This is a genomic window from Ichthyobacterium seriolicida (genome assembly GCF_002369955.1).
Lineage (GTDB): Bacteria > Bacteroidota > Bacteroidia > Flavobacteriales > Ichthyobacteriaceae > Ichthyobacterium > Ichthyobacterium seriolicida.
On record NZ_AP014564.1, the window covers coordinates 1,519,254 to 1,535,780 of the forward strand.

At 30.7% G+C, this 16,527-nt stretch carries 18 protein-coding genes; 5 read left to right on the plus strand and 13 right to left on the minus strand.

What is annotated here, in order from left to right:
* Positions 1-7: 7 nt before the first annotated feature.
* Positions 8-1,291, minus strand: coding sequence for a BspA family leucine-rich repeat surface protein (locus JBKA6_RS05835; protein WP_096686764.1), 1,284 nt, complete (start codon positions 1,289-1,291; stop codon positions 8-10).
* A 64-nt stretch (positions 1,292-1,355) separates the two neighbouring features.
* Here JBKA6_RS05835 and JBKA6_RS05840 point away from each other — a divergent pair, with 64 nt between their 5' ends.
* On the plus strand, positions 1,356-2,048 hold the full coding sequence (locus JBKA6_RS05840; RefSeq protein ID WP_096686766.1) for an IS1595 family transposase: 693 nt from the start codon (positions 1,356-1,358) through the stop codon (positions 2,046-2,048).
* Positions 2,049-2,508: 460 nt separating this feature from the next.
* Here the strand turns inward: JBKA6_RS05840 and JBKA6_RS05845 are convergent, their stop codons facing one another.
* From JBKA6_RS05845 to JBKA6_RS05860, 4 genes are read right to left on the minus strand one after another with little or no spacing between them, the layout of a single operon-like run.
* Positions 2,509-2,811, minus strand: a complete 303-nt coding sequence (locus JBKA6_RS05845; protein ID WP_096686768.1) for a DUF3276 family protein — start codon at positions 2,809-2,811, stop codon at positions 2,509-2,511.
* 56 nt (positions 2,812-2,867) lie between these two features.
* Positions 2,868-3,446, minus strand: coding sequence for a nicotinate (nicotinamide) nucleotide adenylyltransferase (gene nadD, locus JBKA6_RS05850; protein WP_096686770.1), 579 nt, complete (start codon positions 3,444-3,446; stop codon positions 2,868-2,870).
* Between the two features lie 6 nt (positions 3,447-3,452).
* Entirely contained in the window at positions 3,453-4,034 is a 582-nt protein-coding gene (gene gmk / locus JBKA6_RS05855) for a guanylate kinase (protein ID WP_096686772.1), read from the minus strand.
* Positions 4,024-4,908, minus strand: coding sequence for a YicC/YloC family endoribonuclease (locus JBKA6_RS05860; protein WP_096686775.1), 885 nt, complete (start codon positions 4,906-4,908; stop codon positions 4,024-4,026). The genes gmk and JBKA6_RS05860 overlap by 11 nt, the downstream gene beginning before the upstream one ends.
* Before the next feature lie 133 nt (positions 4,909-5,041).
* On the opposite strand from JBKA6_RS05860, the gene rsmG reads away from it, so the two are divergent.
* Positions 5,042-5,665 carry a 16S rRNA (guanine(527)-N(7))-methyltransferase RsmG gene (gene rsmG, locus JBKA6_RS05865; RefSeq protein WP_172843110.1) on the plus strand — a complete coding sequence of 208 codons (624 nt, stop codon included), beginning with the start codon at positions 5,042-5,044 and terminating at the stop codon, positions 5,663-5,665.
* Positions 5,666-5,667: 2 nt separating this feature from the next.
* Here the strand turns inward: rsmG and JBKA6_RS05870 are convergent, their stop codons facing one another.
* The 8 genes from JBKA6_RS05870 to JBKA6_RS05905 all read right to left on the minus strand — a co-directional run bounded on the left by JBKA6_RS05870 (position 5,668) and on the right by JBKA6_RS05905 (position 14,496).
* Complete coding sequence (locus JBKA6_RS05870) at positions 5,668-7,722, minus strand: HD family phosphohydrolase (protein ID WP_096686777.1); 2,055 nt, start codon at positions 7,720-7,722, stop codon at positions 5,668-5,670.
* A 72-nt stretch (positions 7,723-7,794) separates the two neighbouring features.
* Entirely contained in the window at positions 7,795-8,376 is a 582-nt protein-coding gene (locus tag JBKA6_RS05875; RefSeq protein ID WP_096686779.1) for a hypothetical protein, read from the minus strand.
* A gap of 81 nt (positions 8,377-8,457) precedes the next feature.
* Positions 8,458-9,042, minus strand: coding sequence for a hypothetical protein (locus tag JBKA6_RS05880; RefSeq protein ID WP_096686781.1), 585 nt, complete (start codon positions 9,040-9,042; stop codon positions 8,458-8,460).
* Positions 9,043-9,225: 183 nt separating this feature from the next.
* Entirely contained in the window at positions 9,226-9,825 is a 600-nt protein-coding gene (gene pdxH / locus JBKA6_RS05885; protein ID WP_096686783.1) for a pyridoxamine 5'-phosphate oxidase, read from the minus strand.
* A gap of 30 nt (positions 9,826-9,855) precedes the next feature.
* A complete protein-coding gene (locus tag JBKA6_RS05890) occupies positions 9,856-10,626 on the minus strand; it encodes an MBL fold metallo-hydrolase (RefSeq protein ID WP_096686784.1) in 771 nt (256 codons plus the stop codon).
* 9 nt (positions 10,627-10,635) lie between these two features.
* Complete coding sequence (lipA, locus tag JBKA6_RS05895) at positions 10,636-11,502, minus strand: lipoyl synthase (protein ID WP_096686786.1); 867 nt, start codon at positions 11,500-11,502, stop codon at positions 10,636-10,638.
* Complete coding sequence (locus tag JBKA6_RS05900; RefSeq protein ID WP_231952045.1) at positions 11,493-12,266, minus strand: hypothetical protein; 774 nt, start codon at positions 12,264-12,266, stop codon at positions 11,493-11,495. The genes lipA and JBKA6_RS05900 overlap by 10 nt, the downstream gene beginning before the upstream one ends.
* Positions 12,267-12,336: 70 nt before the next feature.
* Positions 12,337-14,496, minus strand: coding sequence for a S46 family peptidase (locus JBKA6_RS05905; protein WP_394340177.1), 2,160 nt, complete (start codon positions 14,494-14,496; stop codon positions 12,337-12,339).
* A gap of 291 nt (positions 14,497-14,787) precedes the next feature.
* Here JBKA6_RS05905 and JBKA6_RS05910 point away from each other — a divergent pair, with 291 nt between their 5' ends.
* From JBKA6_RS05910 to JBKA6_RS05920, 3 genes are read left to right on the plus strand one after another with little or no spacing between them, the layout of a single operon-like run.
* The gene (locus JBKA6_RS05910) at positions 14,788-15,357 is read left to right on the plus strand and encodes a bifunctional nuclease family protein (RefSeq protein WP_096686792.1); all 570 of its coding nucleotides are present in this window, start codon (positions 14,788-14,790) and stop codon (positions 15,355-15,357) included.
* Positions 15,357-16,151 (plus strand): thymidylate synthase, encoded by a 795-nt coding sequence (locus JBKA6_RS05915; protein ID WP_096686794.1) that lies wholly within the window; start codon positions 15,357-15,359, stop codon positions 16,149-16,151. Before JBKA6_RS05910 ends, JBKA6_RS05915 begins: the two co-directional genes overlap by 1 nt.
* Before the next feature lie 21 nt (positions 16,152-16,172).
* Positions 16,173-16,493, plus strand: coding sequence for an SUF system Fe-S cluster assembly protein (locus tag JBKA6_RS05920; RefSeq protein ID WP_096686796.1), 321 nt, complete (start codon positions 16,173-16,175; stop codon positions 16,491-16,493).
* The last annotated feature ends 34 nt before the right edge of the window (positions 16,494-16,527 follow it).

The following is a 16,527-nucleotide window of genomic DNA, read 5'->3' on the forward strand; positions in this document are numbered from 1 at the left end:
AAAATATTTATTCTGAGCTATATTTATTTCTACATTCATTATTGATAAAGAGATTTTTGACACTTGTATTTTCGTTATACTCAGAAAAACCAGCACAATGAGTGACATTTTCTACATTCCATCTGCTAATGTCACACTTAAAAGATGCAGCTTTAATAAACATGCTGCACATGTTAGTAACATTTCTTACATCCCATTTACTTATATCCTGATCAAAAGAGGTAGCAGTATGAAACATACCAGACATATTACTAACATTTTTGACGTCCCATGAGCCAATATTCTGATTAAAAGCTTCAGCTCCTAGAAACATATTTTCCATATTAGCAACTCTAGAGACATCCCACTTGCCAATATCAGAATTAAAAACTTTAGCTCCGTAGAACATGGCTGCCATATTAGTCACATTTTCTACATTCCATTTACTTATATCTCCGTTAAAAACTTTAGCCCCGCCAAACATCCCAATCATATTAGTGACATTTTCTACATTCCATTGGCTAATATCTCTGTTAAAAACTTTAGCTCCAGAAAACATCCCAAACATAACAGTAACATTCTCTACATTCCACTGGCTAATATCTCCATTAAAAGAACTGGCATTCCAAAATATACTCGACATAGTAGTGACATTCTTTACATTCCACTTGCTAATATCTCCGTTGAAGACTTTAGCACCATTAAACATAGAATTCATATCAGTAACATTCTCTACATTCCACTGGCTAATATCTCCTTTAAAAGAAGTAGCATCCCTAAACATGTTAGACATATCAGTAACTCCTTCTAATTTAGGGGAACTAGATGGCACACTCTTGAGATTAGTACAGGCTTGGAAACATCCTAAATTTGGACTGAAAAGACTGTTAACCTGATCACGATGATTTCTAATTACAGGTTTTTTACCTTTTACACTGTTGAGTAATTTTAAATTGCCCCATTTTTCAATGCTTATTATTTGATCTTTACTAGTTGGAACTTTTCCAAAGTTGAATCCCTCGATTTTCCCTGTAATAGATATAATATGCTCTCCATGAGTCTTATACGTGTGAGATAATGGCCTATAAGAACTAATATGATCGATTTGACCATCTCCCCAGTTTACTTTAAAATCGTATTGACCACCATCATATATAGGTAATACGATTGTTTTGCCCTTCCATTTTGATATAAACTCATTTCTTCGGTCAGTTAAAGAGAGATTTTCCGATTCTGTACTATTCGTATAACAAGAACCAAAGGACAAAATTGTACATGACAAAACACATCCTAATAAATCCTTTATTTTCATTAACCTTGATTATAAAATAAGGTTCAAGACAACTTAAGGTAAATTTACATGCGTGTAACCCCTTATGTTATCTATGAAAAACAAGTATATAATTCGTTCAAGAATTTCTGAGGCAAAATTCAGGTCTATTTTGCGGTTATTTTGCCTAGATATTCAAGCGAAAAAAGTTAGTAAATTGACTAATGTAAGTCGTTATACTATCAACAAAATTTTTGACAAATTACGTTTGTTAATTGCTCAAAAATGCGAAGAAGAAAGTCCCTTTAATCAAGGGGAGATAGAATTAGATGAGAGTTATTTTGGAGCTAAACGAGTTAGGGGAAAAAGGGGACGAGGATCAGGAGGAAAAGTTCCAGTATTTGGTATGTTAAAGAGAGAGGGTAAAGTTTATACACAAATTGTAAAAAACTGCTCATCATCAGTAATAATGCCTATTATAGAGAGCAGAGCAAGTAAAGAAAGTACAATTTATACTGATGGGTTTAAGTCTTATGACGGCTTGGTAAACTATGGTTATAAAAGGCATTATAGAGTAAAACATAGTGAAAATGAATTTGCTAAAGGAGTAAATCACATTAATGGAATTGAGAATTTTTGGGGACTATGTAAAGTTCGATTATCCAGGTTTAGAGGAGTCCATAAGCACAAGTTTTATTATCATCTAAAAGAGTGTGAATGGAGGTTTAATTATCGAAATGAAAATTTGTATTTTTGTCTCTTAAAATGGATAAGAAAAAATCCCCTTAAGTTGTCTTGAACCTAAAATAATTATTGACACTTACTGAACTGCTAAAAGCACTAATATAGTAGCCGTCCAATATTTAGCAAAGTGACTAAGCATATTAAAAAGGCATTAATTATTCTTAAAATTTTCATTGTACGAAGTTTAATATTATTTACTATTTTGGTAGACGGCTAAATTAAAAAAATAAGTAAATTTATTGGGATTTAAGAGGTTGCTAGTGTAGTTATTGGAATCTCTTTAATATCGGTTAATTCAAGGCTTTAAAGTGCTTTAATTGAGTAAATTATTATCGAACTCAGGTTTAAAGTCAAAAAACTTCTGCTGAAATACTAAAAAAGATAATGGACATGCTTATTATAAATAATAAGATTATAATTTATATTATGTTAAGTAGAGTGCTAAATTAAAATGACACCCCGCATAATAAGCGAGATGCCAACTAATCAAAAAAAACAATTAAAAAGCAAAGAGATTATTCGTAGTCGGAATAGTCCTTATAAGTATCTGAAATTACTTCTTCACCTTTTTTTTCTATGATATAATCCATAGCTTCATTTAGATACTCTTTAAAATCATTAAAATTTTCTTTATATAAATAAATCTTATGCTTTTTGTAATGGAAACTTCCATCGTCATTTGTAAACTTTTTGCTCTCAGTAATAGTTAGATAATAATCCTCTGCTTTAGTTTCCCTAACATCAAAGAAATAAGTATACCTACCCGCTCTAAGTGATTTTGAAAAAATCTCATTTTTTATATCTCCTCTATCGTCCATTTTTATGTTTTTAAAAAGTTAAAAGTAACAACACTCAGCGCAAATTTATATTTTTTTCAAACACAATTATTATATAAATTGTTGATACTTATATATTTTAAAACCCTTTCATTCAAAAAAGGCCTTATGCTTTTGCCTTGTTTTATAGAATTTCTAATATAGGTTGCAGATATCTGTATTATCGGAAAGTTTAACAAAATTATATTTGGGTGTTCTATACTTTTTTTTTGTTCACTAGTGCGTGGATACACATAAATCCTGTGATTATCTAATATAGACTTGTAATTTTTCCACTTGTGAAAAGTATCTATACTGTCACCTCCCATTATTAGAGAAAAATCAAGATCGGGATAAATACCCTTTATATACTCAAGAGTGTCGAATGTATAAGATGGTCTAGGAAGTTTAAATTCTACATCAGAAACACTTATGTTTTCATATTTCTCCACAGCTATAAAAGCCATTTTCAAACGGTGAGAATCTAATAAAATAGAATTGCAATCTTTAAATGGGTTTTGTGGACTGACCACAATCCAAATCTTCTCTAAATCGGTGTGTTCCAAAACCTGATTTGCTACTATGAGATGACCTATGTGAATTGGATCAAATGTGCCGAAATATAAGCCTACACGCATTCTTTTTTATAACTTTAAAAAGTCATCGACTAATTTAACAGCTTGCTTTTTTGCAGTAATCAAGTCATCGTTTAAAACTATGGCATCAAAATATTTGGAGTATTCTAATTCCTTGATTATCTTCTCAATTCTAATTTGGAGTTTTTCATCTGTTTCAGTAGCTCTTTTTTTCAATCTTTTTTTTAATTCCTCCAAAGATGAAACCTTCACAAAAACAGCTAAAGCCTGTCTAGAATACATCTTTTTAATATTTAGCCCTCCTACTACATCTACATCTAAAACGACGTGTTTGCCCAATGACCATATTCGTTCTATCTCCGATTTTAGAGTTCCATAAAAATTATTTGGATATACCTCTTCCCACTCTATAAATTTATTTTCTTCTATATTTTTCTTGAATTCCTCTACAGACAAAAAGTAATAGTTTTTACCGTCTACCTCCCCTTGCCTCTTAGCTCTAGAACAAGCAGATATTGAAAAGGATAAACTCTTATTTATCTCTAATAAATACTTTACTAAGGTGGTTTTTCCTGAACCAGAAGGTGCCGAAAAAATCAATAATTTTCCCCCTGATTTACTACAAGACATTTAGAGATTGCTCTTTTATTTTTTCTAGATTCTCTTTCATTATTACTACCAATTTTTGCATTGGGTAGTAATTGGCTTTCGATCCTATAGTATTTATCTCCCTTCCTACCTCTTGAGAGAGAAAACCTATCTTTTTCCCATTAGGAATATTATCATCTAAATTTTCTTTGAAATATTTACAGTGATTTTCTAATCTAATTATTTCTTCTGTGATGTCTAATTTCTCTAAATAGAAAATTACTTCTTGTTCAAAACGATTTTCATCTATTTTAATTTCACTTTCATTTAAATTTGATCTCAAACGCTTTTTCACACTATCAATTCTATCTGAATCCATTTCTTTTATTTCAGTTAGAGCTCTCTCAAGCTCTTCCAGCCTAAGTAGAAAATCTTTTTTTATAGCTTCTCCTTCCTCTTTTCTGTGATTTACAATAGCTTCTAAAGCTAACTCAATAGCATTTTCAAAACATTTCCAGTTTATTTCAGATATTTCTGTTTCATTTTCTTCTTCTTGCTCATCTATCTTAAATATTTTTGGCATACTAAGAGCCATATCTAAATACATATGGTCTTGGCAATTTGGACTTATAGACTTAAGCTGCTCTATGTAATCTAAAACCACAGCCCTATTTATAACAGGCGTGATAACTTCCTTGTCTTTTAAAGGAAGATGTTTTATATAAAAGTCTATTTTTCCTCTGATTAATTTCTTGGAGAGAATATTTCTGATTTCCATCTCCTTATTCTTATAATCATAAGGAAGTTTAATATTTAAATCTAAAAACTTGGAATTTATGGATTTAATACAGACTTCTATATTTCCTATATCGCTTTCAAGATTGACATATCCAAAGCCTGTCATAGATAATACCATATAAATAAACTTAGAGTTTGACGTAAAAGCCGCGAATTTAACAAAAAAGTATTAGGATAAATGCAGACTTATACGGGAGTTATTAATGAATAAGATTAATTTTTATGAAACTATATTTGTAAAAATTTTTTAGATGAATATAGATTTAATAAGAACTTATTTTGACGAGCTAGATTCCACACAAATAGAACAATTTTCCAAACTAGATGATCTATACAAAAAATGGAATGCAAAAATAAATGTGGTATCTAGAAAAGACATCGACAACCTTTATTTAAGACATGTCTTACACTCTCTATCTATAGCCAAAGTACAGGGGTTCATTCCAAAATCTGATATTTTAGACGTGGGCACTGGAGGAGGATTTCCAGGAATTCCCTTGTCTATATTGTTTCCTCAAACAAATTTTTACCTGGTAGATTCAATATTGAAAAAGACAAAAGTTACTGGTTCTATAGCCGAAAGCTTAGGCTTAAAAAATGTATTGGTAAAACACATGAGAGCAGAAGATGTATTGGGAAAATTCGACTTTATACTCAGTAGAGCAGTTACAGATATATCACAACTTTCAAAATGGGTTGGCAACAAAATATCTAAAAAATCTAATCACAAAATTAAAAATGGAATACTGTCTCTAAAAGGTGGAGACTTATCCAAAGAGTTGAGTTTATTTCCAAATTCTAAAGAATATAAAATAAGTGATTTTTTTAGCGAGAGTTTCTTTGAAGATAAGAAAATAGTACACGTCCCATTGTAAAATCAACTTGGATATTCTACCCTTAAATGGTATATATCTGTCAATTTACTCTTGACCACTTCTTTAATTTTTGTTATGTCTTTGAAGGTTATTTCAGAATCTTTAAATTGTTTTTCTTCTATTTGATCTTCAACTATTTTTTCTACTAGTGCATCTATATCGTCAATAGTAGGATTATTAATACTTCTAGATGCAGCTTCTATAGAATCTACTATCATCAAAATAGACGTTTCTTTTGAAAAGGGTTTAGGGCCCTTATACTTAAAGTCTTCTTTATTTACTTTTTCATTTGAATCTAATTCTAACTTATAAAAATATTTTACCGTAGAAGTGCCGTGATGAGTACTTATAAAGTCTATTACCTTATTTGGAAGCTTGTTTTCCTTTGCTATACTTATTCCCTTTGTCACATGATCTATGATAATAGAGGCGCTCTCCTTTGGGCTCAATTTATCGTGTAAATTACTGCCCGTTCTTTGATTCTCGATGAAATACAAAGGATTAAACATTTTACCTATGTCGTGGTATAGAGCCCCTACCCTAACGAGAGAATAATCAGCACCTATTTCCATAGCTGCAGCCTCTGCTATATTAGCCACCTGCAGTGAATGTTGAAAAGTGCCTGGCGCTTTATTAGCTAATTTTTTTAAAACACGAGAATTTGTATCGGATAATTCCAAAATAGAGATATAAGAGGTAATCCCAAATATTTTTTCACACATGTATATAAGAGGATGTGCAAATAGAGTCAATAATCCGCTAAATAAAAACATCATTATATTTAACATATTAGACATATTTATATCTGTTAAACTACCAGATTGTATAACAGTAAATGCTATATATGTTACGATATATGTAATGGTTATCCTAGACACACATATAAATAAATTAGCTCTTTTGACTATGTTGCCCACATATAAAACTGTTATAACACCTGCCACAATCTGAATAAACATAAATTCAAAACCGTTTGAAACCACAATACCGATCATCAAAATGGTTATAATGTGTACAAATAATGCTAATTTGTTATCAAAAAAAGTTCTAAGTACTAAGGGGAGAGAACAAAAGGGAATAACATATAAATAACTAGAATCTATATTGATTATTGTACATGTTATAAATAATATGAATAGTATAATTGTTATCAACAGGGATAAGTGCTTATTACTTTTCAGAACATTAGGGTTGAAGTTTTTTAGAAAAATATAAAGTGAAACGAAAAGTACAGATACTAAAACGATAAATCCTATTGTAATAGATACAATATCGACATTTCCCTCTAATCTATTTTCATATCCTTTTTTTAAAGAGTCTAATAATTCCATCTTTTCTGATGTGACAATATCCCCTTTGGCTATGATTTTAGTGTTTTCATACACTAGTCCTTTAGTGTAAATTATATTTTGAAGTTCTCTTTCTAAAAATTTATCAGTCTTATCCTTGCTAAAGGAGACATTTTCTACTATTAATTCTATTAATATTTTTTTTACTGGTAAATACAGCGCTGAATTCTCTATTTCTAGTTTCTGTATTATATGATCGATTGCATCATCTTTTTGATACATCTCTTCGAAGATAATATCTCTATAAACATTATCTTCCACGATGCTAACTACCTGATCAGCAGATTTGATATTAACACCAGATTTTACAAGTCCCTTATTATAAATTTCTTTTAAATGCCTTAAAACTCTATGGGATAAGTTATTTTTTTCTATTATATCTCTGTATGGTATAACATCTAAAAGAGAGAGGCGTTTACTTATATTTTCTAAGATATTTGGAACTATTTCATCATTTTTTATGAAGTATAACTTAGAATTATTTTTTATGATATTCTCTTCAGCCTCTATTTCTTTTTCGCTTTTTATTATGGGAAAATCAAATTTGGAATAAAGAGTTTTATTCATCCAAGGTTTTCCTTTTTGATATTCGTATTGGAAGTTATTTTTTTTAGGAAATATATACACTGTAAAAAATATCGCAAAAACAAACATCGATATTCTATACACTTTTCGAGTATTCTTTAATTCTAAATTGGGGAAAAACATAGGTTTTTATACGCAGATTTTAAGTGTAAAAAAAGACCCAAATTTAAATAGTATTTGCTAGAATATCTAATTTTAGAAAGAGTAACCAATAGAAAATAGGTTTATCATCCCCCCACTATATTGATAAGTACTATTTTTAGTAAATCCAACTCCATATGTCATTCCTAATGCTATATCGATACAGATACTAGTGCCTGTTATAATATGTTGATATCCAACTAGTAAGTCTGAGTTTAATAAATCTCTATCCTCCTTGTTATGTTTATCATCTTTATTATCTTCCTTATAAATCTTCCCATACCCTAAAGAAGGAAATAAATAAAGACCTATAGGAGCGCTATTTGAAAAATAATATCTAAAACCGCCATTTGCTGCCCAATAGAAATAATGGAAATTTGTATAATCTTCAATATGAGTTAGTATTTCAATATTTAGAGATAATTTATCATTCATAACCCTTTCATATCTAGGAATTGCATTTAGAGTTTTCACACGAAAAACTACAGTGTTTATCATAGATAATAATACACCACTTGCACTAATCTTAATTATGTTTTTAGCTTTTGTTTCCACATTGTCACTAGGATTATTTTGGGCATTTATAGATGGATTAAAAATAAATAAGACTGTGAGTACTAAAAATATTTTTCTCATAATACGTTTTTTTATTGTGAGATTAATAACATATTCTGTTTACGATAAATAACTAAAAATTTAGTTTTGTGAATTATATTCCTAAAAAAGATAACCGACAGAACAAACACCCGTTGACTGAATAGGTCGATCAAGACCTGTATTTATACCTGATCTAATTCCTAATGCCAAATCAAAATAAATATCAGTACCAAGTATAGTATTCTGATATCCAATTAGTATTCCTAGATTGAAGCCATATAGACTATCGGTTTTACTCATATGTGATGAAGCAGACAAGTAATAACCTATAGGAGCATTAGTTGAAAAATAACCTGTAGGAACACCATTTGAAAAATAATATCTAAAAGCGACATCTACATTTAAAAAGTGAAAACTAATATCCATAGTTTCTGTCATTACATCAATATAAATAGAGAATTTATTATTTATAACCCTTTCATAACCAAGTGATAGTATAGATAATTTAAAACTATAACTGTCGTCATACAAGTCTCGTATTAAAGGACTTAATGAAGGACTTAATGAAGGAACTAAAATGTCAATTACATTTGTCTTAATTATATTTTTACCTTTTATATCTATACTATTGCTAGGATTATATTGGGCATTTATAGATGACTTAAAAACAAATAAAAGAACAAAAAGTAAAAATATTTTTCTCATAATGCGTTTTTTTTAAAAAAGACTTTGTCTGAAAATCAAATCTATAATTTAATATGCTATAGATTTAGATTATTACATTTTACGCGAGTTTATTAGAATTATACAAATTCCAATAAAGAGTAGAAATCTAAGTTCGATTAATAAACTTGAGCTGAATAGAGTTTCTTCTTCCCTTCTGATTAATTAGGGTGCTAATATAGATTTTCCCCATATATCTTTTTCCTTTTTATATAATATGCGGTTGTGTAATCTATCTTCTTTGTCTTGCCAAAATTCCATTTGTACTGGATTTATTATATAGCCTCCCCAATTTTTTGGTCTGTATATCCTATCTATCTCGAATTTACTTTTGAATTCATCCCATCTCTTTTCTAAAAAATCACGCGATTCTATCTGCTCACTCTGAGGAGAGGCCCAAGCGCTTATCTGACTTCCCAAAGGTCGGGAACTATAATATTTATCAGATTCTGTATCGTTTATCTTTTCTGCTATGCCGTTTATGTTTATCTGTCTCTTAAAATTTTGCCAAAAAAAAGTAAGAGAAACTCTGGGATTATTCTCTATAGCTCTCCCCTTTTCACTTTGGTAATTGGTAAAAAACACAAATCCTTTTTGGCAAAAACTCTTTAGTAATACAACTCTAGATCTGGGATATCCATTTGATTGTAAAGTAGATAATACCATCACATCGTAATTTGTTGGATCTTCTTTTTTAGCATGACAAAACCACTTGGAAAACTCAACTATAGGGTCACTATCGGTATTAATTAAGTTTATATCCATTGGTTAATATTCGGATTTTGAGATAATCTTTTAAATATCAATTTCTAGACCGTCATATGCTAAGAATATATTCTCTGGCAATTCTCTTTGAACTTCACAGTGAAAACCCATTGATTCACTAATATGAGTTATATAGGCTTTTTTAGGATTAACTTCTCTTATCAGAGCCAAAGCCTGATCTAAATTAAAATGAGAAAAATGTTCTTCTTTTCTAAAAGCACTTATTATCAAGTTATCTAGATTAGATATCTTTTCTTTTTCACTTTCTTCTATTTTAGAGATGTCTGTTATATATGCTGTTTTTTTGACTATATAGCCTAAAATAGGAAGTTTTCCATGTATTACCTCAACTGGAATAAACTTTACATCGCCTATAAAAAACTCTTTTTTAACATCTATAATATGCTCTTCCAAACGAGGAACAGAGTCGTATTTATGTTCTAAATACATATAAGAATACCTATCTCTAATAGCTTTTATAACTCTATGCTGTCCATATATAGGCATATCTTTTTTATCCATCTGCCATATGGCTTTTATATCATCTATGCCAGCTACGTGATCGGAATGCTCATGAGTGAAAATAATAGCTCTTAACTTATAACATCCAACTTTCAACATTTGTTGTCTAAAATCAGGGCCACAGTCTATTAAGTAATTTAGACCTTTTATAGTCAATAAAGCCGATGATCTCAATCTGATATCTCTTTCTCTTGCATACAAACTCACAGGATTTTTAGACCCTATCTCTGGAATGCCTTTTGACGCTCCAGTTCCCAAGAAAATTAATTTATCGCCCATTACAACGCCCTAAACTAAATGATTTTTTCCCATATATGAAGATCTCACTAAAGGACCACTTTCCACATATTTAAATCCCATTTCTATTCCTATCTTCTTATATTCTTGAAAAACTTCAGGTTTAATGAATTCTATAACAGGCAAGTGTTTAGGGGTAGGTTGAAGATATTGACCTATGGTCACAATGTCTACTTTATGATCTTTTAAATCTATCAGCGTATCTATGACTTCAGATTTTTTTTCTCCAAGTCCTAACATGATACCTGTTTTAGTTCTTTTCTGTTTGTTTTCTTTAATGTACTTGAGCACTTCTAAACTCCTTTCGTATTTGGCTTGTATTCTCACAGCACGTGTCAACCTCTTGACTGTCTCCATATTATGAGATATGATCTCTGGAGCTACCTTTATGAGTCTATCTATATTTTTTGTCTTACCAGCAAAATCTGGGATTAATGTTTCCAAAGTAGTATTGGGATTTATACGCCTTACAGCCTTTACAGTTTCAGCCCAAATGATAGATCCTCCATCTTCTAATTCGTCTCTATCTACCGATGTGAGCACAGCGTGTTTTATATTCATCCGCTGTATGGACTGTGCAACTTTATCCGGTTCATTCCAATCCACTGGAAGAGGCCTCCCAGTATAAACAGCACAAAAACCACACGACCTAGTGCATATATTTCCTAATATCATAAAAGTAGCTGTTCCCTGTCCCCAACACTCTCCCATATTAGGGCATTTACCGCTCTCGCATATAGTGTGAAGTTTATAATTATCAACTACCTTTCTGAGATTTGTGTATTTTTTTCCTATAGGTAATTTTACCTTTAACCATTTTGGTTTTTCCTTCTTTACAGGAGGAGACATTAATTCCATTTAGTTCCAAAATTAAAGGTTATGTAAAATCCAGCGAAATAACTATAATTTTTAGCTAAGTGCATCATGGGTATCTCTTTAAAAAAATAATCTATCACAGCACCTACCTCTAAGGAGGTGATCTTTTTTCTAAGTAAATGCCAATCGAATACTAAACCTCCTTTAATATAGGTTCCAGGACAGATGACACTCTCACTAATGCCATTGAAAAATGAAGTATCTCTAATAATATTTATGTAATCGTGTTTTAAAGGATCGTATCTCTCTATGTTTTTTTCTTCCTCTTTTTTTACCATAAAGGGAACGGGAGCTATCTCTAAATATACTGGAACTAATACTCCAAGAGAAAAACCACCGTAAAGGATATATTCTATACTTACACTGCCCACTTCTCGTTTAGGTATGATTTCATATATACGACCCCATCCAATCCTAAAGGATAAAAAATCATTTAGTTTGCCATAAACAAACCTATTACTAATATCGCCCTGATATATGCTATTGGTTTTTATCTCTTTCTCGTGCTGAAATATAGAAAATTCTAATTCAAAGGAATTTTTATAAAAAGCCATTTCTCCATAGAAATACCTCATATTCAACAAATAAGCATTAGAGGCAAATCCACCACCCCCTGAAATCATTTTTGTGTATATTAAACCACCTAAATCTGGAGAACCTATGTCTATTTGTTGGTTTTGTGCAAATACCCTTGAACTAAGCAATAAAATAATTGATATATAAACAAACCCTTTATACAAAATCAATATTTGAAATATTTAGAGCTGCTAAATTAGAAAAATTACTCCTAATCCTATTCACATTCACTCTAAAACTCTAATATTTCTCTTTTGGATGAACTATTTCCATCTCATCTATGAGGTGTTTAGAATCCGCAAATTTATCTATCACAAATAATATATAACGAATATCTACCATAATATTCCTACATATAGATGGATCGTAATTTATATCACTCATAGTTCCTTCCCATACTCTATCAAAGTTCAAGCCTATTAAATTTCCATGGGCATCTATGGCTGGACTCCCAGAATTCCCTCCTGTAGTGTGATTGCTACCTAAGAAACAAACAGGCATCTTACCATCTTTGCCATAAATGCCGTAATCTTTCTTTTGATATAAGTCAATTAACTTTTGAGGTAAATCAAATTCATAATCTCCAGGTTTATATTTTTTCACAACTCCTTCTAAATAAGAAAAAGGACTGTATTCAACTCCCTTTTCTGACTTATATCCTCTGACTTTTCCGTAGCTCAACCTAAGTGTTCCATTGGCATCTGGAGAGTACTTTTTCTCAGGAAAAACTTCCATCTGAGCCTTTATATATTTCCTCTGTAAATCTTTTATATCAGAATTAATTCTATCGTAATTTACCATAGTATTCTGATTATATACCTCTATTATGCTTTTAGATAATTTACACATGGGATCTTCCAAAATCATTTTCATCAATTCTGGTATGCTCTTTTCTTCTATATACGATTTAAGAGCTCTAGGCTTTGTCAATACTGTTTTAGAGAATAATTCCTTTGACATTTTTTCGTAATCTCGTTGATACTCTTCTGACAGATCATTTAGATATTTAGGTATGAACTCCTCACCTATTTCAGCCATATATATACCTATCAAACTCTGAAATATTTCCATATCTACTTTTTCTGTGTAATTATCAAAGTGATCATCCACATAGTTTAGAATATCTTTTTTGATTTTTTCAGCATTTTCTGTCCCCTCCCCATCGCCTAAGAAACTTTTTATCTTACTGTAAAATTTTAATATATCAGTATTGTAATACATCTCTGTGAAATAATCCTTAGCCCTTGAATATGGCAAAATCTCTTTGTAATATTTTTCAAATCCATCTAATATTTCTTCGTACTCTCTATTACCCTTTACTCTTTTTCTAAACTCATCTTCAAAATCTTGTTTCTTATCTAGAGTATTTGTTTGTTTTAAACCATAGGACTCCCCTATCCACTTTTTCCAATAGTTAGCTATTCTAGATTGCTTAGACGCGTATTTTATTCTATCTGTTTCACTCGATCTCATATGTCTGTCTAGCACTTTTAGAGACTCATTTCTAATGGATATTTTAATATGGTTATTGGTGTTTATTATCTGTTTTACAGCTACTGATGGGAGATATTTATCAGTTTTACCAGGAAATCCAAATATCATTGTAAAGTCTCCTTCGTCTACTCCATCTATGGAAATAGGAAAAAAGTGCTTTGGCTTATACGGAATATTATCTTTAGAAAATTCCGCTGGTTTATTATCCTTTCCTGCATATATCCTAAACAAAGTGAAATCTCCAGTATGTCTAGGCCACATCCAGTTATCAGTATCTGAACCGTATTTCCCTATTGATGAAGGTGGAGCTCCTACAAGTCTTATATCTTTAAATTCCTCAGTTATAAAAGCCAGATACATATTGCCATTATAAAAAGGTTTTATCATAATATTCTCATGCGACTCTAATATTGTATTTTCTTTGATTTTTTCTATATTTTGAGAAATCATATCAGCTCTTTTGCTCTCTTTTATATCAGATGTAATACCCATAAGGACAGAGTCAGTTATATCGTATATATTTTTTACAAAGGTGGCACTCAGATTTTTATTAGGTAATTCTTGATTTCTAGTCTTTGCCCAAAAACCTTCTTTTAAATAGTTATTTTCCAAAGAAGAGTGTTTTTGTATACTGTGATAGCCACAATGGTGATTAGTTAATAATAAGCCTTCTGCTGATATTATTTGAGCTGTACATCCTCCTAAGCGCACCACAGCGTCTTTTATACTAGGTTTATTTAGACTGTAAATATCTTTTGTAGATATACGAAGTCCCATTTTTTTCATTTCTTTTTCCTCATCACTATCTATGGTATGTGGAAGCAACATACCTCCTGATTGAGAAAAAAGATTATAAGATAGTAAATTAAAAGATGTTATAGTTATTAGGATTATTTTTTTCATCATAACGAGAATTTGTAAATACAGATAAGCGGGCAAATTTATGTAAATATATTTTTTACCTTAGGTTGAAGTATTCTAATTGAGATTGCGATTTTAATGCTCAGTAGTTTAAAATAAGAATAAACAGTATATATTTGCCCGTGTTAGGCTGTAGTTAGCTTTTTAATAGCAAAAACAAGTCAGTTCGTATTTAGAAAAAAGGAGTTTTTTATATACTTTTATTATTATAAGATCAGGGATTATTATTTATCTGTATTATTGAGTGCTTATGATAATACCTAAAAAATGTTGACGATGAAAAAAGATTTATTGAGGTTGAGTATAGAAGGTATCTCTTATACTAAGTCCGAAAACATCTATGCTATTATTTTAAGTGAGAATAGTGAGAATAGGAAAATACCAATAATCATTGGAGCTATTGAGGCTCAATCTATTCTTTGTGCTATAGAAAGAAACACTGATAACAGCAGACCTGCCATTCATGATTTATTCAAAATATTTTCTGATTCGTATGGAATAGATTTAGTTTACGTCATTATAGATAAAATAGAAAACGGAATTTTTCATTCGTCGATAGTGTGCTCTAGAGGTGGACAAGAGATAAACAACATAGATTCTAAAACTTCTGATGCTATCGCTTTAGCTATACGTTTTAGGGCTCCCATATACATAAGAAAAAATATTATGGATATAGCTGGCTTGACAATATTAGATAACAGTGATGAAGAATTTTTAGATGAAAAAAAATCAAAACTGAGAAATTCCAAAGAGACTCTTATCAAGCTAATGCAAAAAGCTGTTGAAGATGAAGATTACAGATTGGCCGAAGAAATAAAAAATGAGATAAATAGAATTAGCAAATAATGAAACAGTATTTAGACTTTTTGAGAACTATACTAGATGAAGGTGTCAAAAAAGATGATAGAACAGGCACTGGAACTCTAAGCATATTTGGATATCAAATGCGTTTTGATCTCTCAAAAGGATTCCCATTAGTCACCACTAAAAAGGTTCATTTCGCTTCTGTTGCCCATGAATTATTATGGTTTTTAAAAGGGGAAACAAATATTTCTTATTTAAAAAATAATAATGTTTCTATTTGGGATGAATGGGCTGATGAAAATGGCGATTTAGGTCCTATTTATGGTCATCAGTGGCGCAGCTGGAAAAATGCATCTGGGCAAAGCATAGATCAAATAACCAAAGTTGTAAATGAAATAAAGTTAAATCCCAATTCTAGAAGACTGGTAGTATCAGCTTGGAACGTAGGAGAATTAGACCATATGAAATTACCTCCTTGTCATATTTTGTTCCAATTTTACATTTTAAATAATAAACTGTCTTGTCAGTTATATCAAAGGAGCGCTGATGCTTTTTTGGGTGTTCCCTTTAATATTGCTTCATACTCTTTGTTGACTGTCATGATTGCCCAAGTAACTGGTTTGGAATTGGGACATTTTATTCACACTTTGGGCGATGCACATATATATTCCAATCATATAGATCAAGTTAAAATGCAACTGTCTAGAGAGCCCAAAACTTTATCTACTATAAAGTTAAATAACCAAGTAAAAGATATTTTAGATTTTAAGTTTGAAGATTTTGAACTTCAGAATTATATGTGCCATGCTCCAATAAAAGCCTCTGTAGCAGTTTGATTATTATTTAATTTTTATAAAATGACAGATAAAGAGGCACAGGAAATAGGCGAAAGGGTGATAGATGTTTTACGCACTGTATACGATCCAGAGATTCCAGTTGATATATATGAGTTAGGTCTTATTTACGATGTCAGCGTAAGTGAAGACAAGGATGTTAAGATTCTCATGACATTGACTTCTCCAAATTGTCCTGTTGCTGAGATCATGCCTAATGAAGTAAAAACCAAGGTAGAAAATTTGGATGTAGTAAATAATTGTGAAATAGAGATGACTTTCGATCCACCTTGGACCAAAGAAATGATGAGTGAAGAAGCCATGTTAGAATTAGGAATGTTATAGTTTTCAAAAACCTATATCAAGAAAGTCACATGGC

Bases quoted from the DNA above. Each gene is read 5' to 3' on its own strand.
- JBKA6_RS05835 (WP_096686764.1), bottom strand. From the start codon at position 1,291: ATGAAAATAAAGGATTTATTAGGATGTGTTTTGTCATGTACAATTTTG.
- JBKA6_RS05840 (WP_096686766.1), top strand. From the start codon at position 1,356: ATGTTATCTATGAAAAACAAGTATATAATTCGTTCAAGAATTTCTGAG.
- JBKA6_RS05845 (WP_096686768.1), bottom strand. From the start codon at position 2,811: ATGGACGATAGAGGAGATATAAAAAATGAGATTTTTTCAAAATCACTT.
- nadD (WP_096686770.1), bottom strand. From the start codon at position 3,446: ATGCGTGTAGGCTTATATTTCGGCACATTTGATCCAATTCACATAGGT.
- gmk (WP_096686772.1), bottom strand. From the start codon at position 4,034: ATGTCTTGTAGTAAATCAGGGGGAAAATTATTGATTTTTTCGGCACCT.
- JBKA6_RS05860 (WP_096686775.1), bottom strand. From the start codon at position 4,908: ATGGTATTATCTATGACAGGCTTTGGATATGTCAATCTTGAAAGCGAT.
- rsmG (WP_172843110.1), top strand. From the start codon at position 5,042: ATGAATATAGATTTAATAAGAACTTATTTTGACGAGCTAGATTCCACA.
- JBKA6_RS05870 (WP_096686777.1), bottom strand. From the start codon at position 7,722: ATGTTTTTCCCCAATTTAGAATTAAAGAATACTCGAAAAGTGTATAGA.
- JBKA6_RS05875 (WP_096686779.1), bottom strand. From the start codon at position 8,376: ATGAGAAAAATATTTTTAGTACTCACAGTCTTATTTATTTTTAATCCA.
- JBKA6_RS05880 (WP_096686781.1), bottom strand. From the start codon at position 9,042: ATGAGAAAAATATTTTTACTTTTTGTTCTTTTATTTGTTTTTAAGTCA.
- pdxH (WP_096686783.1), bottom strand. From the start codon at position 9,825: ATGGATATAAACTTAATTAATACCGATAGTGACCCTATAGTTGAGTTT.
- JBKA6_RS05890 (WP_096686784.1), bottom strand. From the start codon at position 10,626: ATGGGCGATAAATTAATTTTCTTGGGAACTGGAGCGTCAAAAGGCATT.
- lipA (WP_096686786.1), bottom strand. From the start codon at position 11,502: ATGGAATTAATGTCTCCTCCTGTAAAGAAGGAAAAACCAAAATGGTTA.
- JBKA6_RS05905 (WP_394340177.1), bottom strand. From the start codon at position 14,496: ATGATGAAAAAAATAATCCTAATAACTATAACATCTTTTAATTTACTA.
- JBKA6_RS05910 (WP_096686792.1), top strand. From the start codon at position 14,788: ATGAAAAAAGATTTATTGAGGTTGAGTATAGAAGGTATCTCTTATACT.
- JBKA6_RS05915 (WP_096686794.1), top strand. From the start codon at position 15,357: ATGAAACAGTATTTAGACTTTTTGAGAACTATACTAGATGAAGGTGTC.
- JBKA6_RS05920 (WP_096686796.1), top strand. From the start codon at position 16,173: ATGACAGATAAAGAGGCACAGGAAATAGGCGAAAGGGTGATAGATGTT.